Annotated in this window: 25 protein-coding genes; 6 read left to right on the plus strand and 19 right to left on the minus strand. The window is 38.6% G+C overall.

Annotated features, from left to right (window positions below; translation table 11 throughout):
* Position 1: 1 nt before the first annotated feature.
* The gene (locus tag FY049_RS16330; protein ID WP_004723669.1) at positions 2-1,261 is read right to left on the minus strand and encodes a D-amino acid dehydrogenase; all 1,260 of its coding nucleotides are present in this window, start codon (positions 1,259-1,261) and stop codon (positions 2-4) included.
* A 139-nt stretch (positions 1,262-1,400) separates the two neighbouring features.
* On the opposite strand from FY049_RS16330, the gene FY049_RS16335 reads away from it, so the two are divergent.
* A complete protein-coding gene (locus FY049_RS16335) occupies positions 1,401-1,865 on the plus strand; it encodes an Lrp/AsnC ligand binding domain-containing protein (protein WP_004723670.1) in 465 nt (154 codons plus the stop codon).
* Positions 1,866-1,896: 31 nt separating this feature from the next.
* Positions 1,897-2,028: a hypothetical protein gene (locus FY049_RS16340; RefSeq protein ID WP_335954228.1), complete on the plus strand. Its 132-nt coding sequence runs from the start codon at positions 1,897-1,899 to the stop codon at positions 2,026-2,028.
* Between the two features lie 167 nt (positions 2,029-2,195).
* On the opposite strand, the gene FY049_RS16345 is transcribed toward FY049_RS16340, so the two are convergent.
* Positions 2,196-2,843, minus strand: coding sequence for an HAD-IA family hydrolase (locus FY049_RS16345; protein WP_418655391.1), 648 nt, complete (start codon positions 2,841-2,843; stop codon positions 2,196-2,198).
* 102 nt (positions 2,844-2,945) lie between these two features.
* Between FY049_RS16345 and FY049_RS16350 the strand changes: the two genes are divergently transcribed.
* Positions 2,946-3,713 carry a hydroxymethylpyrimidine/phosphomethylpyrimidine kinase gene (locus tag FY049_RS16350; RefSeq protein WP_056515576.1) on the plus strand — a complete coding sequence of 256 codons (768 nt, stop codon included), beginning with the start codon at positions 2,946-2,948 and terminating at the stop codon, positions 3,711-3,713.
* A gap of 105 nt (positions 3,714-3,818) precedes the next feature.
* Positions 3,819-4,364 carry an XAC2610-related protein gene (locus tag FY049_RS16355; RefSeq protein WP_333664776.1) on the plus strand — a complete coding sequence of 182 codons (546 nt, stop codon included), beginning with the start codon at positions 3,819-3,821 and terminating at the stop codon, positions 4,362-4,364.
* Between the two features lie 108 nt (positions 4,365-4,472).
* Here the strand turns inward: FY049_RS16355 and FY049_RS16360 are convergent, their stop codons facing one another.
* The 4 genes from FY049_RS16360 to FY049_RS16375 all read right to left on the minus strand — a co-directional run bounded on the left by FY049_RS16360 (position 4,473) and on the right by FY049_RS16375 (position 6,428).
* Positions 4,473-5,129: a nuclease-related domain-containing protein gene (locus FY049_RS16360; RefSeq protein ID WP_446084010.1), complete on the minus strand. Its 657-nt coding sequence runs from the start codon at positions 5,127-5,129 to the stop codon at positions 4,473-4,475.
* Between the two features lie 35 nt (positions 5,130-5,164).
* Positions 5,165-5,647, minus strand: coding sequence for a methylated-DNA--[protein]-cysteine S-methyltransferase (locus FY049_RS16365; RefSeq protein ID WP_056515584.1), 483 nt, complete (start codon positions 5,645-5,647; stop codon positions 5,165-5,167).
* Between the two features lie 36 nt (positions 5,648-5,683).
* A complete protein-coding gene (locus FY049_RS16370; RefSeq protein WP_034617609.1) occupies positions 5,684-6,001 on the minus strand; it encodes a DMT family transporter in 318 nt (105 codons plus the stop codon).
* Between the two features lie 109 nt (positions 6,002-6,110).
* Entirely contained in the window at positions 6,111-6,428 is a 318-nt protein-coding gene (locus FY049_RS16375; RefSeq protein ID WP_004723678.1) for a DMT family transporter, read from the minus strand.
* Between the two features lie 218 nt (positions 6,429-6,646).
* Between FY049_RS16375 and FY049_RS16380 the strand changes: the two genes are divergently transcribed.
* On the plus strand, positions 6,647-7,138 hold the full coding sequence (locus FY049_RS16380; RefSeq protein WP_034617607.1) for a DUF6985 domain-containing protein: 492 nt from the start codon (positions 6,647-6,649) through the stop codon (positions 7,136-7,138).
* A 50-nt stretch (positions 7,139-7,188) separates the two neighbouring features.
* Here FY049_RS16380 and FY049_RS16385 read toward each other — a convergent pair whose 3' ends face one another.
* The 4 genes from FY049_RS16385 to rpe form a co-directional block, all read right to left on the minus strand.
* Positions 7,189-8,106, minus strand: coding sequence for a copper resistance protein B (locus FY049_RS16385; protein ID WP_446084011.1), 918 nt, complete (start codon positions 8,104-8,106; stop codon positions 7,189-7,191).
* Positions 8,093-10,033: a multicopper oxidase domain-containing protein gene (locus FY049_RS16390; RefSeq protein WP_446084012.1), complete on the minus strand. Its 1,941-nt coding sequence runs from the start codon at positions 10,031-10,033 to the stop codon at positions 8,093-8,095. Before FY049_RS16390 ends, FY049_RS16385 begins: the two co-directional genes overlap by 14 nt.
* Before the next feature lie 55 nt (positions 10,034-10,088).
* A complete protein-coding gene (locus tag FY049_RS16395) occupies positions 10,089-10,499 on the minus strand; it encodes a hypothetical protein (protein ID WP_262782369.1) in 411 nt (136 codons plus the stop codon).
* A gap of 408 nt (positions 10,500-10,907) precedes the next feature.
* Positions 10,908-11,594: a ribulose-phosphate 3-epimerase gene (gene rpe, locus FY049_RS16400; protein ID WP_034613857.1), complete on the minus strand. Its 687-nt coding sequence runs from the start codon at positions 11,592-11,594 to the stop codon at positions 10,908-10,910.
* Here rpe and FY049_RS16405 point away from each other — a divergent pair.
* Positions 11,593-11,796, plus strand: a complete 204-nt coding sequence (locus tag FY049_RS16405) for a hypothetical protein (RefSeq protein WP_262782370.1) — start codon at positions 11,593-11,595, stop codon at positions 11,794-11,796. The genes rpe and FY049_RS16405 overlap by 2 nt on opposite strands.
* A 76-nt stretch (positions 11,797-11,872) precedes the next feature.
* Here FY049_RS16405 and FY049_RS16410 read toward each other — a convergent pair whose 3' ends face one another.
* The 9 genes from FY049_RS16410 to FY049_RS16450 form a co-directional block, all read right to left on the minus strand.
* Complete coding sequence (locus FY049_RS16410; RefSeq protein ID WP_446084013.1) at positions 11,873-12,997, minus strand: M48 family metallopeptidase; 1,125 nt, start codon at positions 12,995-12,997, stop codon at positions 11,873-11,875.
* A gap of 20 nt (positions 12,998-13,017) precedes the next feature.
* On the minus strand, positions 13,018-14,124 hold the full coding sequence (locus FY049_RS16415) for a YjgN family protein (protein WP_446084014.1): 1,107 nt from the start codon (positions 14,122-14,124) through the stop codon (positions 13,018-13,020).
* 159 nt (positions 14,125-14,283) lie between these two features.
* Positions 14,284-15,120 carry an S-formylglutathione hydrolase gene (gene fghA, locus FY049_RS16420; protein WP_004723693.1) on the minus strand — a complete coding sequence of 279 codons (837 nt, stop codon included), beginning with the start codon at positions 15,118-15,120 and terminating at the stop codon, positions 14,284-14,286.
* Positions 15,121-15,242: 122 nt separating this feature from the next.
* The gene (locus FY049_RS16425; protein WP_446084015.1) at positions 15,243-16,661 is read right to left on the minus strand and encodes a C13 family peptidase; all 1,419 of its coding nucleotides are present in this window, start codon (positions 16,659-16,661) and stop codon (positions 15,243-15,245) included.
* Positions 16,662-16,782: 121 nt separating this feature from the next.
* Positions 16,783-17,601 (minus strand): class I SAM-dependent methyltransferase, encoded by an 819-nt coding sequence (locus tag FY049_RS16430; RefSeq protein ID WP_446084016.1) that lies wholly within the window; start codon positions 17,599-17,601, stop codon positions 16,783-16,785.
* Complete coding sequence (locus FY049_RS16435; protein WP_004723699.1) at positions 17,595-18,419, minus strand: undecaprenyl-diphosphate phosphatase; 825 nt, start codon at positions 18,417-18,419, stop codon at positions 17,595-17,597. Before FY049_RS16435 ends, FY049_RS16430 begins: the two co-directional genes overlap by 7 nt.
* A 32-nt stretch (positions 18,420-18,451) precedes the next feature.
* Positions 18,452-19,117: a tRNA (adenosine(37)-N6)-threonylcarbamoyltransferase complex dimerization subunit type 1 TsaB gene (tsaB, locus tag FY049_RS16440; protein WP_151956454.1), complete on the minus strand. Its 666-nt coding sequence runs from the start codon at positions 19,115-19,117 to the stop codon at positions 18,452-18,454.
* 168 nt (positions 19,118-19,285) lie between these two features.
* Complete coding sequence (locus FY049_RS16445) at positions 19,286-19,819, minus strand: gamma carbonic anhydrase family protein (RefSeq protein ID WP_446084017.1); 534 nt, start codon at positions 19,817-19,819, stop codon at positions 19,286-19,288.
* Between the two features lie 59 nt (positions 19,820-19,878).
* Entirely contained in the window at positions 19,879-20,493 is a 615-nt protein-coding gene (locus FY049_RS16450) for a CoA pyrophosphatase (protein WP_056515624.1), read from the minus strand.
* Positions 20,494-20,592: the final 99 nt, after the last annotated feature.

A 20,592-nucleotide genomic window follows, 5' to 3' on the forward strand; every position in this document is an offset into this window, starting at 1 on the left:
CTTAAGCAGCGTGTGGATAACGCTGAATAGATAAACCTTCGGTACTGATATCGGTTTGATGATTAAGTACCAGGTCACTGATCAATTTTCCTGAACCACATGCCATCGTCCAGCCTAAAGTGCCATGTCCAGTATTGAGGAATAAGTTTTTAAAACGTGTTGCGCCAATAATTGGTGTGCTATCTGGGGTCATTGGGCGAAGACCGGTCCAAAATGATGCTTGTGCCAAATCACCACCTGGGAATAAATCTTGGGTCACCATTTCCAAGGTGCCACGGCGATCCGCATTTAAACCATGATTAAAACCGCTTAATTCTGCCATTCCACCAACACGAATACGTTGATCAAAACGAGTAATCGCGATTTTATAGGTTTCATCCAAAACTGTAGATTGTGGTGCAAATGTTGGATCAACAATTGGAATAGTTAAAGAATAACCCTTCACTGGGTAAACAGGTAAATTCAATTCCAGCGGCTTTAAGAAATCACGTGAATAGCTACCAAAAGCCAATACATAGCGATCAGCAGTTAACACTTCACCATTAACCACTACACCTTTGATTTCATCACCTTCAACCACCAATCTTTCAACATTTTGGTTGAATTTAAACTCGACACCTAAACCTTTGGCTAAATTGGCTAAAGCATTGGTAAATAAATAGCAGTCGCCTGTTTCATCATTTGGAAGATGTAAACCACCGACCAATTTATCTTTGGCATGTTCTAATGCTGGTTCTACTTTAGCAAGATCATCTTTAAGCAATAACTCATGTGGAACACCACATTCTTTGAGTACAGCAATATCACGCTGAACCATTTCTAATTGAGCTTCATTACGGAAAACTTGCAACGTGCCTTTTGAACGGTTTTCGTATTCAATCCCAGTATCTTTACGCAGTTCTCTTAAACAGTCACGGCTATATTCTGCAACACGGGTCATTCGTTCTTTGTTAATTGCATAACTTTCTGAGTTACAGTTTTTAAGCATTTGCGCCATCCACTGTAACTGCCACATACTGCCATCGATATTAATCGCGAGTGGCGCATGATGTTGAAACATCCACTTAACCGCTTTAAATGGAATACCTGGGGCAGCCCACGGTGTCGAATATCCTGGAGAAATTTGACCTGCATTACCAAAGCTGGTTTCTTCAGCTGGACCTGCTTGACGGTCTAAAACTGTAACTTGTGCTCCTTGCTGCGCGAGGTAATATGCACTTGCTACGCCAATCACACCACTACCTAATACTATTACACGCATTTCTTATCCTTTATGCATTTACTAGTTTATTTCACTAGTATATTTTTGGTTCAATAGTTTATTTCACTATTTTTAATGCTAAAATTTAGGTGTTTTAATTTATTGTCGTGAAAAATGATTAAAAAAAAGGGAATAATTGATGCGTAAATTAGACCGTATAGATCGAATGATTTTAGATATTCTTCAAAATGAGGGTCGAATTGCCATCAGCGAGTTGGCCTCGCGGGTCAGTTTATCGACCACACCTTGTTCTGAACGTGTCAAACGTTTGGAGCGAGATGGCATCATTATGGGCTATCATGCTCGTCTAAACCCGAAACACCTTGATCGTAACTTATTGGTTTTTCTAGAAATTAGCTTATCTGCAAAGTCTGGTGATGTGTTTGAACAAGTGGCCAAAGACTTAATGGAAATACCAGAAGTACAAGAGTGCCATCTTATTTCGGGAGATTTTGATTATTTAGTCAAAGCCCGATTAAAAGAAATGAGCGCTTACCGACGCTTACTTGGTGATTTACTTAAAAAACTTCCATCTTCAGCCTCATCACATAGTTATATTGTGATGGAAGAAATTAAGGAATCATTGTATTTGGATGTGCGTTAATTCCATCATTTTTACCTTTAGATGGATTGACTTGCCACCCATTTCACATTTGAATATCTCTCCACATCAAACCCATGTTTTATTGGAAGTAGATCGTAAATTTGGCGGTGATGGGTCTAAGCGTTTAATGCTTCCACATCATGCAGTATCTCTACCCAATTGAGTGAATAACATTAAAAGACTACTGGGGATTTAGTCCCTGTTTAAATGTGTGATTACTACTAACTATGTGATTACGAGTAAAATCCCCAACCGAGAATATTTTATCGATGTGTTGGGGATCATTAAGGTAAATTCAAATTATCCCAAAAGTCTGAACTAAAAGCAGATTTAGAGCAGGTTTAACAATTCAGAGAACTTTGCAATTCTTGCTTTCGGCGCTGCTTCATCCAACTCTTGTTTTGAGCCATATCCATATTCTACCGCAATGGTTTCAATCGCATTTTTACGCGCACCAAAAATATCATGTTCCCGGTCTCCCACCATCAAACACTCTTCTGGATTTAATTTTTCTTTTTCAAGGATATAAGTGATTAACTCACCTTTATTGGTGCGCTCGCCATTTAACTCACTGCCATAGGGATAATCAAAATATTTTAATAAATCAAAATGATCTAAGATTTGACGTGCATAAACTTCAGGTTTTGCGGTGGCTAAAAACAGTCGATAGCCCTTACTTTTTAAGGCTTCCAAGGTTTGTGCAACATCATTAAAAACATGGTTTTCAAATAAGCCTGTTACAGCAAAACGTTCACGATAACCCAATAAAGCTTGCTCAGCTAAGAGGTCATTTGCTTCAACATTGAGTAGCTTTGCCAATGATGCCTTTAACGGTGGACCAATAATCCAGTCGATATTTTCACTGTCAGGAATCGGATGCCCAACCTTTGCAAGTCCATAACGTGCAGATGTCGTAATGCCTACTTTTGGGTCGGTTAATGTGCCGTCGAGATCGATTAAAATATTCTTTATCACCATCCAATCCTTTAAATCTGTGTTTGAAACAATTATCAAATTACTATCGAGTGTTCTCGTAAACTTGCCTATACTAACGTAAATTTGTGAATTAAGGACATCATCGTGCGCCCTACTGTACTTTGTTTTTCAGGTCTAGACCCTTCTGGTGGTGCTGGTATACAGGCTGATATTGAAGCGATTGGTCAAAGTGGCGCACATGCGGCAATTGCTTGTACAGCATTAACCATTCAAAACTCTCAACAAGTTTTTGGTTTTGAAGCCAGCTCCAAAGAACTACTGCTTGCTCAGGCCAATGCAGTTGTCGGTGATTTACCTATTAAAGCCATCAAATCGGGGATGTTAGGAACCACAGATAATATTGCTGCACTGGCTGAGTTTTTACGTGAACATCCAGATTATCTATATGTACTTGATCCTGTTTTAGTGGCAAATAGTGGTGGTTCACTGGGTAATCAAGAGACCTTGGTTAAAGCCTTTATCGAACTGATTCCTCTGGCAACAATCATTACCCCAAATACTGTGGAATTACGCGCCTTAACAGCAGAACAAGACATAGAAAAAGCCACAGCCAAACTGTTTGAAATGGGCGCACAAGCTGTTCTGGTAAAAGGTGGGCATGAAGATACCCCAGACTATATTCGCAACGCCTTGTATGTGAATGGTGAAATGATCGCTGAATCTAAATGTCCCCGTTTGGCAGGTGAATACCATGGTTCAGGTTGTTCATTGGCAAGCTTTATTGCAGGACGTTTAGCACTAGGAGATCCGCTTAAAATCGCGGTACAACATGCTGAAACATGGTTATTTGGTGTATTAAAAAATGCCGAAACGCCGATTGAAGGTGGCCAAAAAATTCCAAAGCGCTTTTAAATGTTGAATATTGCTCTGCACTTTTGAAAATAGCATCCAAGTTTCACTAAACAGCTGAAACTTGGAAACTCCCCTAAAACAATGGAAAAGACAATGAGAATAATAATGCACAAAACACTCACGACAACAATGCTATCAAGTTTACTTTTAACCCCATTCGCATTTGCCCAACCTCAACAACAAACTGTAAGTCGCAATATTAACGATGTAGTCAATGGGCAAAAAACTCATTTTATTTTTAAAGATGGTGATGACGAATCAGGTCAACTCATCATTCAAACAGCGGCTAAACAGCAAGCATTTGATCTTGCAGAATTACCATTTGAACGAAAACGACAGATTCATTTTCAAGACTATAATTTTGATGGATATACCGATATTGCTGTGTCTACACCTGACATGGGAATGGGGGTTTATTCTATTTTTGATATTTTTCTCTTTCGACCTAAAAGTAAAGATTATCAAGTGTTGGACCAAGAAAAATTTGATTTTAGCCATGCACAATGTTCTGGATTGACGGATCTCAAACTAATTACCCAGAAGAAACAAATGACCAGCTCATGTCGAGGTGGTGCAAGATGGTGGATCGACACTTACCAATTTAAAAATGGGCAATGGAAATGGTTAAAGTCTAAAGCTGCGGATGAGTGATTTCCCCCCTCATCCTCTGCTGATCTTAATGCCACAGTTACAGCATACGGATCCAATCATACAAAAAATATAATTTAATCTGGACGATGTTGATTATGGATAATCTGTTCATTTCTCAGTATATTTATCTTTAAGGCTTTGTATATGTTGGCGATTGGTTTTCCACGACTTTTCTAAAATTTCTTCCTCTAGACGATACTGAATACGTTTTAATTTCATTGGAGGAATGTTGATTTGCTTAAATTGTTTGACATAATCTGTCCAACCTGCACCACGAAAGACATTGTTTGGCATTTGGGTTTTAAATTCGCAATCAGGCATAAAAACTACGATTGAATGGATCTGAGTAGAATCAACAATATCTGTGAGCACATTTTCTAAAACTTTTTGGTGCTTATAATTTTGATGTAATGGATTTTGGAACTTATAGCTCTTTTTATAAATCTTTTGTGTCCAAATCTTTTGACGCTCGCCACCAAATATCCAACCTTTATAATTCTTTGTTTCAATGACAAAAATACCATAAGGGCTCAATAAAATATGATCTATTTGGGTGGTCTGATTTTGCTCATCAGGCAGAGTACAATCATTTAATAAAATATAATTTTCTTTGTCTAAATAGAGTTTGACATGGGTGCTGACAGCAAATTCACCTATTTTCCCTTTTAAAAAGGGCTTAAAGAATTTAACCAGCATAATCGCAACGAAAAGTAAAACGATCCAACCTAAATTTGATAACAATGGTGCAAAAATTTGAGCAATCATTTTAAATTGTAATGTAATAATAAATAGCGTTGAGTCTATGGCACTTGTTCAATTTTTAAAAGAATATCCTTATTATCCAACCCACCCGCAAAACCAACCAATTTACCATCGGCCCCGACCACACGATGACATGGCGCAATAATAGAGATCGGATTTTTACCATTCGCTGCGCCCACTGCCCGAACCGCTTTGACATTTCCAATCTGTTCTGCGATCTCTTTATAGCTACGCGTTTCACCAAATGGAATCGTCAACAAAGCTTGCCAAACTTTCTGTTGAAACTCAGTCCCCGCAAAATCTAGCGGTAAATCGAACTGGGTTCTTTTTCCTTGAAAATACTCATTCAATTGTTTCGCCGTCTCCAACAAAACTGGATGTGTATTGTTTTTAATTAATTCAGCCAAACGAACCCGTTTAGGATTTTCATTTTCCCAAAGTACTGCAATCAAGGCATGATCATGGGCGACTAATTTTAATATCCCGACTGGGGAGCTCATTTCCATAAATGAAAGTTGCATGTCCTTATTCCCTTTCCAACTCACCAACAGCTTAACTTAGCTTGAAGATAATTTCATCAAAATAAGACCTGAAATAATCAATACAGCAGCCAACATCCGCATCGCTGAGGCTGCTTCACCTAAAAAGAAAATTCCGACGGCAAAAGAACCAATCGCACCAATCCCTGTCCACACGGTATAAGCGGTACCAAGTGGTAATGTTTTCATTGCATAAGAAAGTAATGCAAAACTTGCAATCATAAAGATGATGGTCAAGATACTCGGTGTCAGCTTGGTAAACCCGTCAGACACCTTCATAAAATATGCCCAAACCACCTCAAGCACACCCGCAACTGCCAATAAAACCCATGCCATTACACATTCACCATTTTCTATTGGGTGTTTCCACTATTGATTACACCATGAACTACACATAAAAAAAGTGCTATCTCCTACAGAAATAGCACTTAAACATTTCAATAAATTAAGACGAAGAAAGTTTCATTAAAACTAAGCCAGAAACAATCAGTACAGCAGCGAACATACGCATTGCTGTTGCAGGTTCACCCAAAATAAAAATACCAACCAAGAATGAGCCTATCGCTCCAATCCCAGTCCAAATGGTATAAGCAGTTCCCAATGGCAAAGTACGCATCGCATATGCCAATAGACCAAAGCTTAAAATCATGAAAAATAAGGTGACAATACTTGGTGTAAGCTTTGTAAAACCTTCGGACAATTTCATACTATATGCCCAAACGATTTCAAAGATACCTGCGAAAATAAGAAAAACCCAAGCCATGACCAGCTCCAAATTTAAATTAGAATCAGGCCGTCCTGACGATTTTTCTCAAATTGAGGGAGGTCGTTCCTCCTGAAGAAACCTAATTATATCAACTCATGTTGAGGAATTTATTAAAATTTACAAAATTTGACCTTTTTTACATTTCGAATAATTTTTTTTCATGAGGCTTACTTTATGATCAAGCATGCTAAATATAAAAATCTGGGATCAAAACCATGAAACATGATTATTGGGGTGATATCCACCCGAGCTGGGCTGGGTTTAGTTCAGAAACTTTTTTTTCGCATTGTTTTTTTAATCAAAATGCTGATCGGGAGATTTTCTTAGGGGAAGAGTTTGATGAAGATGGCGATGAGATCGAAGAAGCGCCCAATCTAGATCAACTCAACGCTTTTGCGAAAACCTACCAGTTATTTATCAACAGTATTGAACAACATATTCAGACCATTCAGCAACATGCTTTTGAACGCTATCAAAAGCTTTATGCACATTATTATGAAAATCCAGAAAAATCAGGTGAGGCTGCATTGAATATTCAGGATGTGGAATCTCATAATCCTTATATTCAGACCATGTTAAATTTGCGTGTGAGTGCACCCGATACCTTAACCCTCTCTATTCACTATGATTTAGACACAGAGCATGGAATGGAGTTTAAATTTGTAAATAACCAGCTTGAACGTGTTGCTGGCATTGCAGAAACGTAAAAGGTCACTCCCAAAGAAGTGACCTTTTGCTTTATACGAAAAACGAAAGCTTAGAATCTAAAACGCAGACCTGCACCATATAACCAACCTGATTCGGAGTTAGTTGCAGTTTGCCATGCTGTCTCTTTGTTACCTTTAGAATATGCATAGACCACACTCACATAAGGCATCACCTTTTTTGTGATTTCATAACGGGTTTCTAAACCTGTTTTAATACTGTTTAGGCCTGTTTTTTGGGCATAACGTGAATCATCGCTAAATACCACATTTAAATCTAAATAAGGCTTTAAAATCAGCTTTTGTGTCAGTAGTAAATCACGTTCAGTTTCTAGGCTAAATGCAACCCGACTGTCCTGTCCGAAATACAGATAAGCATCTGTTTCAAAAAAGTACTGTGCCAAGCCGTGTAAACCCAAAGCTGCATCTACACGTTCCTGATCAGTGCTTCGTTCAGGATTATCACTGTAACGCACACCCGCCTGTACATCCCAAAAATCAGCAATGTTACGGCTATAGAGGGCACTTAGATCATATTCTATTTTGTCTGATTCAGCCTTACTGGAGCTCCCTTTAATGAATAACTTATTTTCATCAGTACCTATGCGTAACTCTAAAGATGAATCTAAAGTACCTTTTCCATCTTCATCCAGCATCCAAGCATTATCAATAGTCACTCGCTGATAAACCTGTGCACCATGTTCTTTACGATGATCATGGGTACTATGCGAAGCTATTCTCTCCTCCCCCATAGTGGTTGTGGGCGCTTGATGTTGTGTATGATCTACAGGATTGCTTTGCTCATCCAACTGATTCATTTTTGAATGATCCATACTTGAATGATCAGTTGATCCAGTCGCAATACTCGTATCACTTTGCATCTGATGCACTTCATGGGCCAAAGCCAAACCACTCAGCATAAGTAATGAACTTGCCAGAACTGATTTAGAAAAAAGATTAATGATTTGCATGTTCGTCTCCTTTCACTTCAGTCTTTTGAGTGGTGTTGCTTGTTTGAACTGGCTGAGTGGACACTTTGCCATCACTCACATTGGCAACAATCAATTTATTCATCATCCCTGCACTCATGTGGTAGAGCAAATGACAATGGATTGCCCATTCACCCAATTCATCAGCGGTTAATAATGCTGTAACTGTTTTTGCAGGTGGTACAACAATGGTGTGTTTATTAGGCATATCCACAGCAGGCTGACCATTTTCCAGTTGCATAAACATGCCGTGTAAATGCATTGGATGCGCCATCATACTGTCATTGATAAATTTAATTCGGATACGTTCGCCATATTTCACTTTGAGTGGTTCAGCATCACTGAATTTTTTACCATTAATCGTCCAAACATAACGCTCCATGGTTCCGCCTAAGCGAATCACCAATTCACTGGTGGCATCACGAGTATCAGGTTGAGGGGTTAGTGATTTTAAATCACTGTATTGCAATGCTTTATCTCCTTGCGGCGTCGATGCATTTGCCCAACCATAAACCACTTGGTCATTTTTTTGCGCTGCCGATGAATTGCGATGCTGTGAATGATCTATAGCTTGCGTATCATCCGCATTCATTTTTGAATGGTCCATACCTTGCATATCGTTGGCATTCATTTTTGAATGATCCATGCCCTGCATATCATTCGCACTCATTTTCGAGTGATCCATGCCTTGCATAGCATCAGTACTCATTTTCGAGTGATCCATGCCTTGCATATCGTCAGCACTCATTTTCGAGTGATCCATGCCTTGCATATCACCCATACTCATCTTAGAGTGATCCATCCCTCCGCCTCCATGACCTCCCATATCTTCCATAGTTAGCACAGCACGTGGACGAGCAGCAGGCATATGAATAGCAGCACTTTTTGCTGTTAATTCATTGTGGAGTGTTCCAATCGCAAATCCTGAACGGTCAATAGACTCTGCCTCAATCTGATAATGACTGGTTTTTGGTTCAACAATTACATCATAGGTTTCAGCTGTACCTATACGAAATTCATCCACAGCCACTGGCTTTACAGGCTGCCCATCGGCACTGACCACTGTCATTTTTAGCTGAGGTATACGTACATCAAAGAACGACATTGCCGATGCATTCACAAAGCGCAGTCGAACTTTTTCATTTGGCTTAAACAGACCTGTCCAATTTTGTTCAGGGGTTTTTCCGTTTACAAGAAAGGTATAACCCGTCACATCAGACATATCTGTTTTTAACATACGCATCTGATTCCACATTTTGCGATCAGACCACGTTGCTTTTAAACCATCACGTTGTAACTGTTTCCAAACATCCCCTAAGGTTTCACGTCGATTTTGATAATATTCTGCGGAAATTTTTAGGTTTTTTTGGATCTGGTCACTGGTTTGCTCATGAAAATCCGACAACATCACCACATAATCACGATCTGTGCGTTCATGCACTGCCAGCGGTTTTTTATTCTTTGGATAAATCACTAAAGAACCATATAAGCCATCCTGTTCTTGGCCTTTCGAATGGGCATGATACCAATAGGTTCCACTCTGACGAACTTTGAACTTATAGACAAATTCTTCGTTGGGTTTGATCCCGTTATAACCATTAAAGCCAGGTACACCATCCATAATGCCGAGCAATAAGAGACCATGCCAATGGATCGATGAATCTTGGTTCTTTAAATTATTTTTAACTCGAATCACCGCTTCATCACCTTCTTCAAATTCTAAAAGTGGTGCGGGAAACTGGCCATTTACAGTAATTCGTTTTACCGGTTTACCTGTTACATTGACGATTCCTTCATCAATGCTGAGTTGATATTCTTTGATTGCGGCAATTCCCCAAGTTGAGGAGACCAAGCACAATGTCGCAATCAAGCTTTGAGCTAATCGCTTTTGAGATAACTGAATAAACATAACTTAACCTAAATTTTAACAAGCAATTTTGAATAAAAAAGTGTCTAAAATCAGATTAAGCTTTTGGAGGGCGTAGGATTTCTTGCCAATGCCCTGCGAGGTGCTGAGCTTGGTAATTGATTTGATAGGCTTGAGTATTTTGCAGATGATCAGGTGCAATCAATTTTGGAATATCAGGATTGAACCAAACCACTGAAGATTGACATGAGAATGCAGCACAATCTAAGCATTTAGTCAGCTGCGTATCTTGAGATTGAGCCTGTTGATTATGGCAATCTTTTAAATTTTGCACCTGCTGTTCATGATTGAGATGCAAATTTGGATCATTTTGCTTTTGTTTTATATCTGAACAGTGCTTTTTCATTTCTTGGACAGCACTGCTATTCATCATCGATTGATGTTCATCTACAAGCGATGAATTCATCATTTGCTCATGTTGCATCACATTTACAGATGCAATAGACACACTGCTCCACCCTATGGCAAAAACCATAAGACAAACAAACCAAAGCCGTTTGTGCAGTTGTCTAAACAAAACTAAAACCTATGTTTTAATCTAAGATGAAGCTAAAGCATAGCCAATAATGACGAGTTTGGCAAATATCACGCGGAAAGATTGTCAATATCACTGAATAATTTTCCATCAACTGCACTTTGAATAAAAAATGAATAATTAAATTGATGAGTAGCGGACTATTCTTATTAAAAAAGAGCTCGTTTGAGCTCTTTTTAAACAAAAATTGCATGTGTGATAAACGATTGATCACCCTTTGATTAATCTATACCCAGCTTATCCATATGCTTATCAACATGGTTATCCATATAGTTATCATCAAAGTTATCCACAATTCACACAATACATTTGTGGAAAAGTTTAAGCCGAAACTTGTCCAACTTTTGCTAATTCAGCGCGCATTTCGTTAATCACAGCTTGATAATCAGGTTTACTAAAAATCGCAGAACCAGCAACAAACATGTCTGCTCCCGCTTCAGCAATTTCACGGATATTTGCTGGCCCAACACCGCCATCAATTTCTAAACGAATGTCACGACCTGAAGCATCAATAATTTTACGTGCCTCACGTAATTTATCCAAAGTGGTAGGAATAAATTTTTGACCGCCAAAGCCAGGGTTTACACTCATTAAAAGCACTTGATCCACTTTATCTAAAACATAGTCGAGATAGTGCAAAGGTGTTGCTGGATTAAACACTAAACCTGCTTTAGCACCACCATCTTTAATCAATTGTAATGAACGGTCGATATGATGCGTTGCTTCAGGATGAAAAGTAATAATATCTGCGCCTGCTTCTAAGAAATCACCAATCATACGATCAACAGGCGAAACCATAAGATGCACATCAATCGGGGCTTTGATCCCATATTTCTTTAATGCCTTACATATACCCGCACCAAAGGTTAAGTTTGGAACATAGTGGTTATCCATGACATCAAAGTGGACAACATCTGCACCAGCTGCCAATACATTTTCCACATCTTCACCCAGACGGGCAAAATCAGCAGATAAAATTGAAGGTGCAATCAGATATGGCTTGGACATGAAACAACCTGGCAAAGATAAAAATTTTTCCTATTATAACAAACTTACCCTACTGGGTTGTTTTAAAAAGCAACAGTTTTACTCATCTTGGTTAATTTATCAGATCATAGCAATCAACCTAGTTGAATCAGCGGCTGCCTATTACTTGATGATATGGGTTTTAACGAGTGCACTGGTCTTTGAGAAAAATACAAAAAAATAAAGGGCTTAATTAAGCCCTAGATCAAGTCACCCTCACCTTGCATAATCTATAGATAAGCATCGCTTATCTTTATTGTTTAAGGTTTAGCCTGTTGTTTTTTCTCAAAATCACGAACCATTTTAACCCGTTCTTCAGTTGCAGGATGTGAAGATAATGCATCAAAAATCTCTAAAGGACTCTCTTTTTCAGTAGATTCATTTTGAGGTTGTTTTTTATTTGGATCCGCTTTTTTATCAGCTTCAGCCGTTTTGCCTGCTTGCTTTGGTTTTTCTTCCAGCGCCGTTTCATCACCTAAGCGTTGTAAGAAGTTCGCAAAATGAGACACTTCAATGCCTTTACGATCCATCAATTTCAGCGCATACATATCCGCCTCAGCTTCAAATTTGCGTGAATAATTTGCACCGATCATCGCAGCAGGTAACGAGGTCAATAGGTCTGAACTGTCTCCCGTCATAGCAATATACAACACACTTAACCCCAAACTGGTCAAGCCTTGCTGTAAGCTATGGCGTTCAACCAAATGCCCTTGCTCATGTGCCAATACACCTAAAATCTCTTGATCACTATGCGCCATTTCAATCAGCTCATCGGTGATAATAATCGTATTGTTGGGTAAAGCCACTGCGTTGGCACCCAATCGCCCACCTTCACGAAAGACCAATTTTGCTGGCTTTCCTTCAGCGATGGTATTTAGATATTGCTTGGAAATTTGATCTTTTTGACCTTGAGCCAAATGACTGGGATTAGTCCAATTATTCAACACATATTTTTCCGCTTCATCACCTAATTTATTCAAACTATTTTCAGGCAACTGAAAAGCAACATAATGTGATGCCGCCGGAACACCCCATTTTACTAAAGCAAAAACAAAAGCCACCACAAAGATGATACTGAATACAATTAAACTTGGAGAACGTTCTAATTTCCAGATTGAATGCTGGACATTTTTAGTCCCAAAATTAAACCATTCTGGTAAAGCCCCCTGAAATTCAATCCGTGCGTCATCTTTAAGTTCAATTGCAGGATTTAATTGCCCCAGTGCGCCAATTAATTCCATATCGCGATATGCATAACGGCGTTGATGCTCTAAACGCTCACCATACTGAATCAGCACTTCGAACTCAGATTGAGCAGAAAGTTGGGCATGGTGTGGTTTAGACACCACACCATCATAGAAAATGACTTCTATTGGTCGTGACATAAATTATTCAACTCATATCATTATAAAGAAACATCAATGTCGAAGATGTCACTAATTTCTTCAGCTAAAGCACTTTGCTCTTGCTGTGCAAGATTCATCATTTGATCTGGATCATCATGCAAAATTAAACTCATCGAATCAACTTGATATTTGTGAATACGAATTGCCGCCCATGCAGACATTAAACCAATGCTTAGAATTTTAACCAGCCAATTTGATGCCACAATCCATGCATAACGCCATTGATTACAATCTGTTTTAAATTGGCTGCTTCCAACCGTTGTATTGTTCCATGTGGTAATAAAAATACGTGCCGCGATTAATGGATAAATAAACAACCCTGCCACAGCGTACATCGCAAAGACACCAAAGATAAAAAAGTTTGGCGTATAACCTGCAATAAAGCCGATAATTCCGAAATAAATAATGCCAAATGCCAGCATAATTCCAAAAGACATAAAAATTGGAATGTAAACTGCCGCCATATAGGCTGACCAATCGGCATTCAATTTAAAATCCAACTGCCCTGCATATAAATGATCGATGTAGTATTTTTTATACAACCAGATCCCAACAGGAGCAAATATCCCTAAACTAAAAATATAAATTAGAATACTCAGAAAAAAGACTTTATAGGATTCTTTTGTGGTTCCCGCAAAATAAAACCGACTGTTGCCGAATTTACTGTTTCTTGCGGTAAAGCGCATTGTTGCCCGAATCAGCCATGGCACTGCTGCATATAGCACCACTAAACCAACCACCGTCGCAATAATGGAATACTGCGAGGAAATTGAAAAGGCGGCATAAATACCCAATGCAATCAAACGTCCAACTAAAATCTTGGTGGGGATACCAGTAAAGTCAAAACGTCTTTTAAAGAATTCAGTATTACCATAAAAATAACGTAAACGACGTACTTTCGCCCAAGGCGCGTACAAACTTAAGGTAATGATGGTCAATAAGATATTCACAATCCATATACCAAAATATTCCATCGCATCACCGTGAAATTTAAAACGGTGAATTCTAGGATATTGCTGATCTACGGGTTGCTGTATTTCTGGTGGTGTAACGCCTTTTTCCAAACTCAAATGACTCGGAAATGGAGGCGGTATTTGTTCTTGCATATTCTTCTCTTTATTCAAATTATTTGATGACAATCTAAAATGATATGAAATAAAAAACCTCAAAAAGCAGTTTATATTTTTTCTGCGCTGAAAGAAATAGAGTAAAAGCAAACAACGATTTACTTTTACTCAAAATTCAGTTTTTGTTAGACGATTCAATTATTTTTGTAGTTGCAAAGCGTGAAATTGTAAATGGTCATCAATAAAACTTTGAATGAAATAATAACCGTGATCATAACCTTCATGAAATCTTAAGGTGAGTTTTTGCCCAACTTTATGACAAGCTTGTTGGTATTTCTCGGGATTCAATTGACTATAAAACTGATCTTTTATACCTTGATCGATAAGCACTTCGTCAAATAACTGACCTTTAGAAAGCAGTAATTGAGTCGCATCATGCTTTGTCCACTCAGACTGATCAGCGCCTAAATAATGAGAAAAAGCCTTTTCACCCCAAGGACATTCTGTCGGTGCACAAATCGGTGCAAATGCAGATACTGATTTAAAATAATTTGGATATTTCCAAGCCAGCGTTAATGCGCCATGCCCGCCCATACTATGACCAAAGATTCCCACAGCTTCAGATTGAATCGGTAAGTTTTTTATTAGCAATGGATAAAGTTCATCTACAATATAACTTTCCATCTGAAAATGCTCAGCCCAAGGTGCTTGAGTTGCATTGAGATAGAATCCTGCACCCTGCCCCAAATCCCATGAATCGCCTTGTGCAACCTGTTCACCACGAGGTGATGTATCAGGTGTAATCAAGATTAAACCAAGCTGAGATGCCAAGCGCTGTGCATGCGCCTTTATGATAAAGGTTTCTTCTGTACAGGTCAGCCCTGCTAAATAGAATAATGCAGGACATTTCTGCCCTTTTAATGCTTGAGGCGGAAGATATGTCGCAAACTTCGTTGCCCCTTTTAAATAATTTGACTGAGTTTGGTAAATTCTTTGTTCACCATCAAAACAGATATTTTTACTTAAAAGTTCCATCAGCGCATCGCTCCACATTTTGATCTTTAAATTGTTTAGGGCTACCGTCTTATAGCATCAATAGATTCAACTCAATATAAATTAAAGCGCTTTTGCTTCCGCATTTAAAGCGCCGTTATTTATCATGGCTTTTGTTGCGTATCCAATTTTACATTTTGGGTTTGTGCAGAAGTGATAACACCCTGTTGTGGAAATAAATGTTGTTCCAACTGCGGTAACATCATTTCCATATTTTTCCCAATCACCCATTGCGGCTCAGATGGATCAAAACCTTGTGCATTTTCCCATTTTGCAACTGTTTCAGTCACCTCTTTAAATGCGGCTTTGAGAGAACCTTGCTCACGCATTGCCTGATCAAAGAAAGCTCGACCAAAATAAGTATAATCGGCTTCATTTGAACATCCAAATGAGGCACGATCTGCTGCTGAAGCAGTAATAATCAAAGTATCTGGTGATTGGAGTGCTGAAACAAAGCTACCGGAATAACAGGCTGAAATCACGATCACTTTCCAGCGAATACCCGATTTATCGAGGGTTTCTCTTAACCATTTTGGATCGACATCATCCAAATTAATCGGTTCATTTTCTAGTTCAAAACGATTAGGTAAGCCATGAGAAGTCATATAAAGAAATAATACATCACTTTCGCGATTCATCTGTTGGCCAATACGGCGTAAAGCAAGGTCGATACTGGTTTTAGACGCAATAGGAGTGTCTTTAATACTTTGTGGGTTATTGACCAACTCAACAGAGCGTCCAAAGGTTCCAAAGCGGGTATCAAATTGTTCTTTAATTCGATCTATTTCAAATTTGAACACGTCTTGATAACTTGCACCAGCAACACCTAAAAAGTACCAATGCGTTTGAGCAAACTCACCAAACTGAACCTGTTCCAATGCCTTATTGAGTAAATGGCTTTGTGCATAAAAAGCATTTTCACTGATCGTTGGAGGAACGTCTTCTACTTTCCAAATCGGCTGTTCCTTAATCGAAACCTGCCAAGTGAACAAAGTGGCTACAGTAGCAAACATGATCAAAGCACGTTCCCACCATGGCCATTTTAATTCTCTTGAAAATACCCACACCACAGCAAGACTTTGCCAAATAAACAAAGCAAAAAACAACAGAGGGATTACATCATAAGTGAAATAAGGCAGTAGATCTTGATTGCCCAAATATTGCAGCAAGCATTGAAACAACATGATATGCGTATCAAGCACCAACCATAACAGTGCTGGAACCAACATCAAACGCGGATTATTGGTCCGTTGTGATAGGAAAATCCCTACAATCAAGGCAATAAAAGGCCACAATGCATAGCTGACAAGACCTTGCCGATTAAAAACACCACCATCACCAGCAACTAACCAGCTAAATAGTGTATTGGCACCTGCACCCAACAGCCCCCAAAAAATCAATTGAAGAATCGATGGACGAACAATTTGTAAAGACTTTCGCGAACCTAAGAATAACCAAATCCCTGCACGTTGGTTACTTTTCAAATCATGCCAAAAGTTAATCGAGGGTTTAAGATCTATCATAAAGATTCTGTTAAGGCAGTGGCTTCAATCAGCCTATCTAGTTTAGGCTTGGCTAAAAAATTATCAATGTTTGATTTAACTATATATCAATAATTCGACTATTATTGAAACAGTTACCAAATTACTCAATAAGATTGCTGTTAAAATAGGCATCAAAACGACAAGCATCACCTTGCCATTGATGATCGGTTGCCTGATCATTTAAAAATACAGCCAGTCTAGGACGTTTTACCACAACTCGCTTGGCAATTTGCCGTGCTAAGACTAAAAGATGATCGCCTAAATCCATTTCACCATCTTCAGGTAAAAGCATGTGTAATAGCTGCATTTGCTTTTTCACTTGCGCCTGTTTTTTAATGGCTTGCTGATTTTGATCCCGTTGCGGAAACATCGGATCTAAATAAACAACATCGACAGTTTGGTGCGTGATGATCAATTGTTGTAAATATTCAGCTGAATCAGAAAAAACCAAATCAATACGCTCAACAACTTTGGCTAAAAATGGATCATTTTCCAATAGTTTTTTTGAATCTTCCAGTAATGTAAATAAAATTGGATGACGTTCGATCAGGGTTACTTTCGCCCCTAAGTGCGCCATCAATAATGCGTCATGCCCTAGACCAGCAGTTGCATCAATTAAGTTTGGTTTTTCTGAAATATTACATGCCCGTGCAATCATTTCAGATTTTAAAGTTGCACGTTTTAAACGTGGAATCTCCGCTTTCCAATCAGGCTGCATTTTCATGCCATTGGCGCACAGACTTAACCCTTGTTCATCAACACACAAGGCAAGTTCTGGGTTCAGTCTTAAAAACCTTGCATTGAGTTTTTCAATCGTTGCAATGTTTACCACGACACCACGTAAAGAAAGCACAGTTTGGTAGGACTGTGCTTTCTCAAAAAATGTGGACTCAGTAAATAAGCGAATTTCGCTTACCATAATTTCCAACCTGTTAATGCAAACAATAAAATCAACAAACCTGAAGCAATACGATACCAAGCAAAGACCATGAAATCACGCTTAGAAACATAAGCCACCAAAACACGGATCAAAATTAAAGCAGAAACAAAAGAAACGATAAGACCTACAAAAAACACGGTCCAATCTTGTGTTGTTTCATAAATATGATAATTTTTAAAAAGATCTAATAAGCCCGCACCAACAATGACTGGTATACCGAGGAAGAACGAAAATTCTGTTGCAGCCTTACGCGATACGCCCAGCATCATGCCGCCAATAATGGTTGCACCTGAACGTGAAGTCCCTGGAATAAGCGCCAATACCTGAATTAAACCAATATAAATCGCTTCTTTAATCGAGATATTTTCCACTTCCACCGCATTGACTTTTGGTGGATTTTTTTCAACCCACCAAATGATTAAACCACCGACGATTAAACCAATCGCCACAGAAATATCATTAAACAACAGCTCTTTTACGATATCACCAAAAGTTAAGCCAACTAGCATAATTGGAATTGAAGCTGCAATAATACTGATCCCAAGATGACGCCCTTTCGGTTCACCTGAAAACAAACCAATTGCTGCACCCCAAAGCTTGCCCCAATACTCATAAATCACCGCAGCGATTGCGCCCATTTGAATAGCAACGACAAATAAGTCACTTTTTTCTTTGGTCCAGAAATTCATTAATTCAGATGCAAGAATTAAATGCCCTGTACTTGAGATAGGTAAGAATTCGGTAATACCTTCAACAATACCCATAATGGCTGCTTTGAGTAGCAGTAAAAGATCCATTGTGAAATCCTAAAAATTAAAGCGAAAAACGATTATGGTTTACCTTGTTCTGGAATTTTCTTCCATGCATTATCACGTAAATATACAGGTAAAGCTTGTTCTGCACTCAACCATTGCTTTTGCAGTGCATTTTGACGCGCAATTGTGGCGATATCATTAGCGGAAGCAGTAATCTGTTGAAACGCGACAGCCTCTACATTCACCAAAGCGGAACCTGAACCGATCAAGGTATATTTTTGATATTCTGCTGCGTGTTGATAGTCTAATAATTTTTCTTCATCTACAAGTTGCATAATGTTATTTGGGTCAAGCTTAAAACTTGCCATATAAACTTCCTGCATACGTGCATCTAAAACAGCAGTGACTTCAGTCAATTGGGCTTGCCGATAAGCAGCTTGAGCCAGCGCTTGCAAGGTTGAAACTGGAATCACAGGAATATCATTTGCCCAGGCTAAAGCTTGAGTCACTGCTGCATTGATACGTACACCACTAAATGAACCTGGCCCACGGCTAAATGCAATTGCAGTCAAGTCTTTACTGGAAATTTGATTTTGCTCAAAACCTTGCTCAATCATCGGCAAAATGGTTTGAGTTTGTGCTTTTGCTCGCGTATCAAGTTGAAAATAGAGTGTTTGAGTTTCATCAACAATCGAAACGGAACACTGCTCATTGGCAGTTTCCAATGCCAGCAATTTCATGCACAACCTTACTGTGTTAAAAATGCTGCCTATGATACTCCACTCATTTCAATAGCGCGAGGGCTTAGAGATAAAGCCAGTCAGATAAAATACATTAGATCAAAATTATCCATAAAAATGCCAAGACATTGTGCTTGGCATTTAATTGATAATTTTAGAACCACGACTTTAATCAAATTTAAATTCTTCTAAATCAATAAAATTCTTGTAATGGGACGCATAATGCAAGGCACTCATTTTTAATAAATTCTCCGCATTCTCATCCAAAGTTCGCACGACTTTACCTGGTGAGCCCACCACCAAGGAATTATCGGGAATAACTTTACCTTCTGGAATCAAACTATTTGCACCAATGATGCAATTTTTACCAATCACAGCATGATTTAAAACCACGGCGTTAATACCAATTAGACTGTTATCGCCTATGCTGCAACCATGCAACATAGCTTGATGCCCAATGGTTACATAATCGCCAACGGTTAATTCAATTCCTGTATCTGTATGTAAAACGGCATTTTCTTGAATATTACTAAAATTCCCAATATGAATTTTGGCATTGTCTGCACGAATGACTGCACCAAACCAGACACTGACTTGTTGTCCCAATTCGACCTGACCAATCACCGTCGCATTATCCGCAACCCAACCATCAAAAGGTGCATGTAACGCTTTTGGCACAAAACCTTTAAATTTATACATCATGGTATTACATTCCTTTGAGATATTTTAAGACCATTCACTTGGATCATAACTTTTCAGCATTACTTTTTATTGAATATTTGTGATTTAAATGATGGAGAATTCAATAAAAATGGCCAGTTCTTTTGATAGTCCAAACCATATTTAAATAATGAAATTAGAATTCTGGCGGTTAAACCCCAAATGATTTCATTTTCAATTCTTAGACTGGGAAAATAAACCGATTGATGTGCCAAACGTACTTCATAAGGAATAGGCTGTGATTCCATCATTTTTTTAATCGGCGCATAGAATATACGATCAATTTCACTTGGCTGAGCAATCAATTGAATATCTGGCGGGATTAACCCAACAACAGGTTTTACCGTCATTCCACTTTTTGCCCGTTCCATGGGTAAATCACCAATCAGCTTGACATCAAATGGATTGAGTGCTGTTTCTTCCCATGCTTCTCGCAAAGCCACAACGATATTACTGGTATCATTTGGGTCACGCTTTCCACCTGGAAAAGAAACCTCTCCTGCATGATTTGATAAATAAGCAGAACGTCTGGTCAGTAAAATTTTAGGATCAGCTTCTTGAGTAATTGCAATGAGCACTGCGGCATTGGCGGCATAAGTTCTTTTGCCAAAACGTAATCGATTTTGCAATACTTGGGTTAGCTCATCATCCTTCATTGATCTCACTCTATCTTTTTTGTTCTCGTTCTATCATATAGGAAATTTTATCGATAAGGCTATAAATGATGCGAAAGTAGAATTTTTCAGTTATGCTGA

Source organism: Acinetobacter sp. 1125_18A (genome assembly GCF_052824985.1).

Bases quoted from the DNA above. Each gene is read 5' to 3' on its own strand.
- FY049_RS16330 (WP_004723669.1), bottom strand. From the start codon at position 1,261: ATGCGTGTAATAGTATTAGGTAGTGGTGTGATTGGCGTAGCAAGTGCA.
- FY049_RS16335 (WP_004723670.1), top strand. From the start codon at position 1,401: ATGCGTAAATTAGACCGTATAGATCGAATGATTTTAGATATTCTTCAA.
- FY049_RS16345 (WP_418655391.1), bottom strand. From the start codon at position 2,843: ATGGTGATAAAGAATATTTTAATCGATCTCGACGGCACATTAACCGAC.
- FY049_RS16355 (WP_333664776.1), top strand. From the start codon at position 3,819: ATGCACAAAACACTCACGACAACAATGCTATCAAGTTTACTTTTAACC.
- FY049_RS16360 (WP_446084010.1), bottom strand. From the start codon at position 5,129: ATGATTGCTCAAATTTTTGCACCATTGTTATCAAATTTAGGTTGGATC.
- FY049_RS16365 (WP_056515584.1), bottom strand. From the start codon at position 5,647: ATGCAACTTTCATTTATGGAAATGAGCTCCCCAGTCGGGATATTAAAA.
- FY049_RS16370 (WP_034617609.1), bottom strand. From the start codon at position 6,001: ATGGCATGGGTTTTATTGGCAGTTGCGGGTGTGCTTGAGGTGGTTTGG.
- FY049_RS16375 (WP_004723678.1), bottom strand. From the start codon at position 6,428: ATGGCTTGGGTTTTTCTTATTTTCGCAGGTATCTTTGAAATCGTTTGG.
- FY049_RS16380 (WP_034617607.1), top strand. From the start codon at position 6,647: ATGAAACATGATTATTGGGGTGATATCCACCCGAGCTGGGCTGGGTTT.
- FY049_RS16385 (WP_446084011.1), bottom strand. From the start codon at position 8,106: ATGCAAATCATTAATCTTTTTTCTAAATCAGTTCTGGCAAGTTCATTA.
- FY049_RS16390 (WP_446084012.1), bottom strand. From the start codon at position 10,033: ATGTTTATTCAGTTATCTCAAAAGCGATTAGCTCAAAGCTTGATTGCG.
- FY049_RS16405 (WP_262782370.1), top strand. From the start codon at position 11,593: ATGAAACAACCTGGCAAAGATAAAAATTTTTCCTATTATAACAAACTT.
- rpe (WP_034613857.1), bottom strand. From the start codon at position 11,594: ATGTCCAAGCCATATCTGATTGCACCTTCAATTTTATCTGCTGATTTT.
- FY049_RS16410 (WP_446084013.1), bottom strand. From the start codon at position 12,997: ATGTCACGACCAATAGAAGTCATTTTCTATGATGGTGTGGTGTCTAAA.
- FY049_RS16415 (WP_446084014.1), bottom strand. From the start codon at position 14,124: ATGCAAGAACAAATACCGCCTCCATTTCCGAGTCATTTGAGTTTGGAA.
- fghA (WP_004723693.1), bottom strand. From the start codon at position 15,120: ATGGAACTTTTAAGTAAAAATATCTGTTTTGATGGTGAACAAAGAATT.
- FY049_RS16425 (WP_446084015.1), bottom strand. From the start codon at position 16,661: ATGATAGATCTTAAACCCTCGATTAACTTTTGGCATGATTTGAAAAGT.
- FY049_RS16430 (WP_446084016.1), bottom strand. From the start codon at position 17,601: ATGGTAAGCGAAATTCGCTTATTTACTGAGTCCACATTTTTTGAGAAA.
- FY049_RS16435 (WP_004723699.1), bottom strand. From the start codon at position 18,419: ATGGATCTTTTACTGCTACTCAAAGCAGCCATTATGGGTATTGTTGAA.
- tsaB (WP_151956454.1), bottom strand. From the start codon at position 19,117: ATGAAATTGCTGGCATTGGAAACTGCCAATGAGCAGTGTTCCGTTTCG.
- FY049_RS16445 (WP_446084017.1), bottom strand. From the start codon at position 19,819: ATGATGTATAAATTTAAAGGTTTTGTGCCAAAAGCGTTACATGCACCT.
- FY049_RS16450 (WP_056515624.1), bottom strand. From the start codon at position 20,493: ATGAAGGATGATGAGCTAACCCAAGTATTGCAAAATCGATTACGTTTT.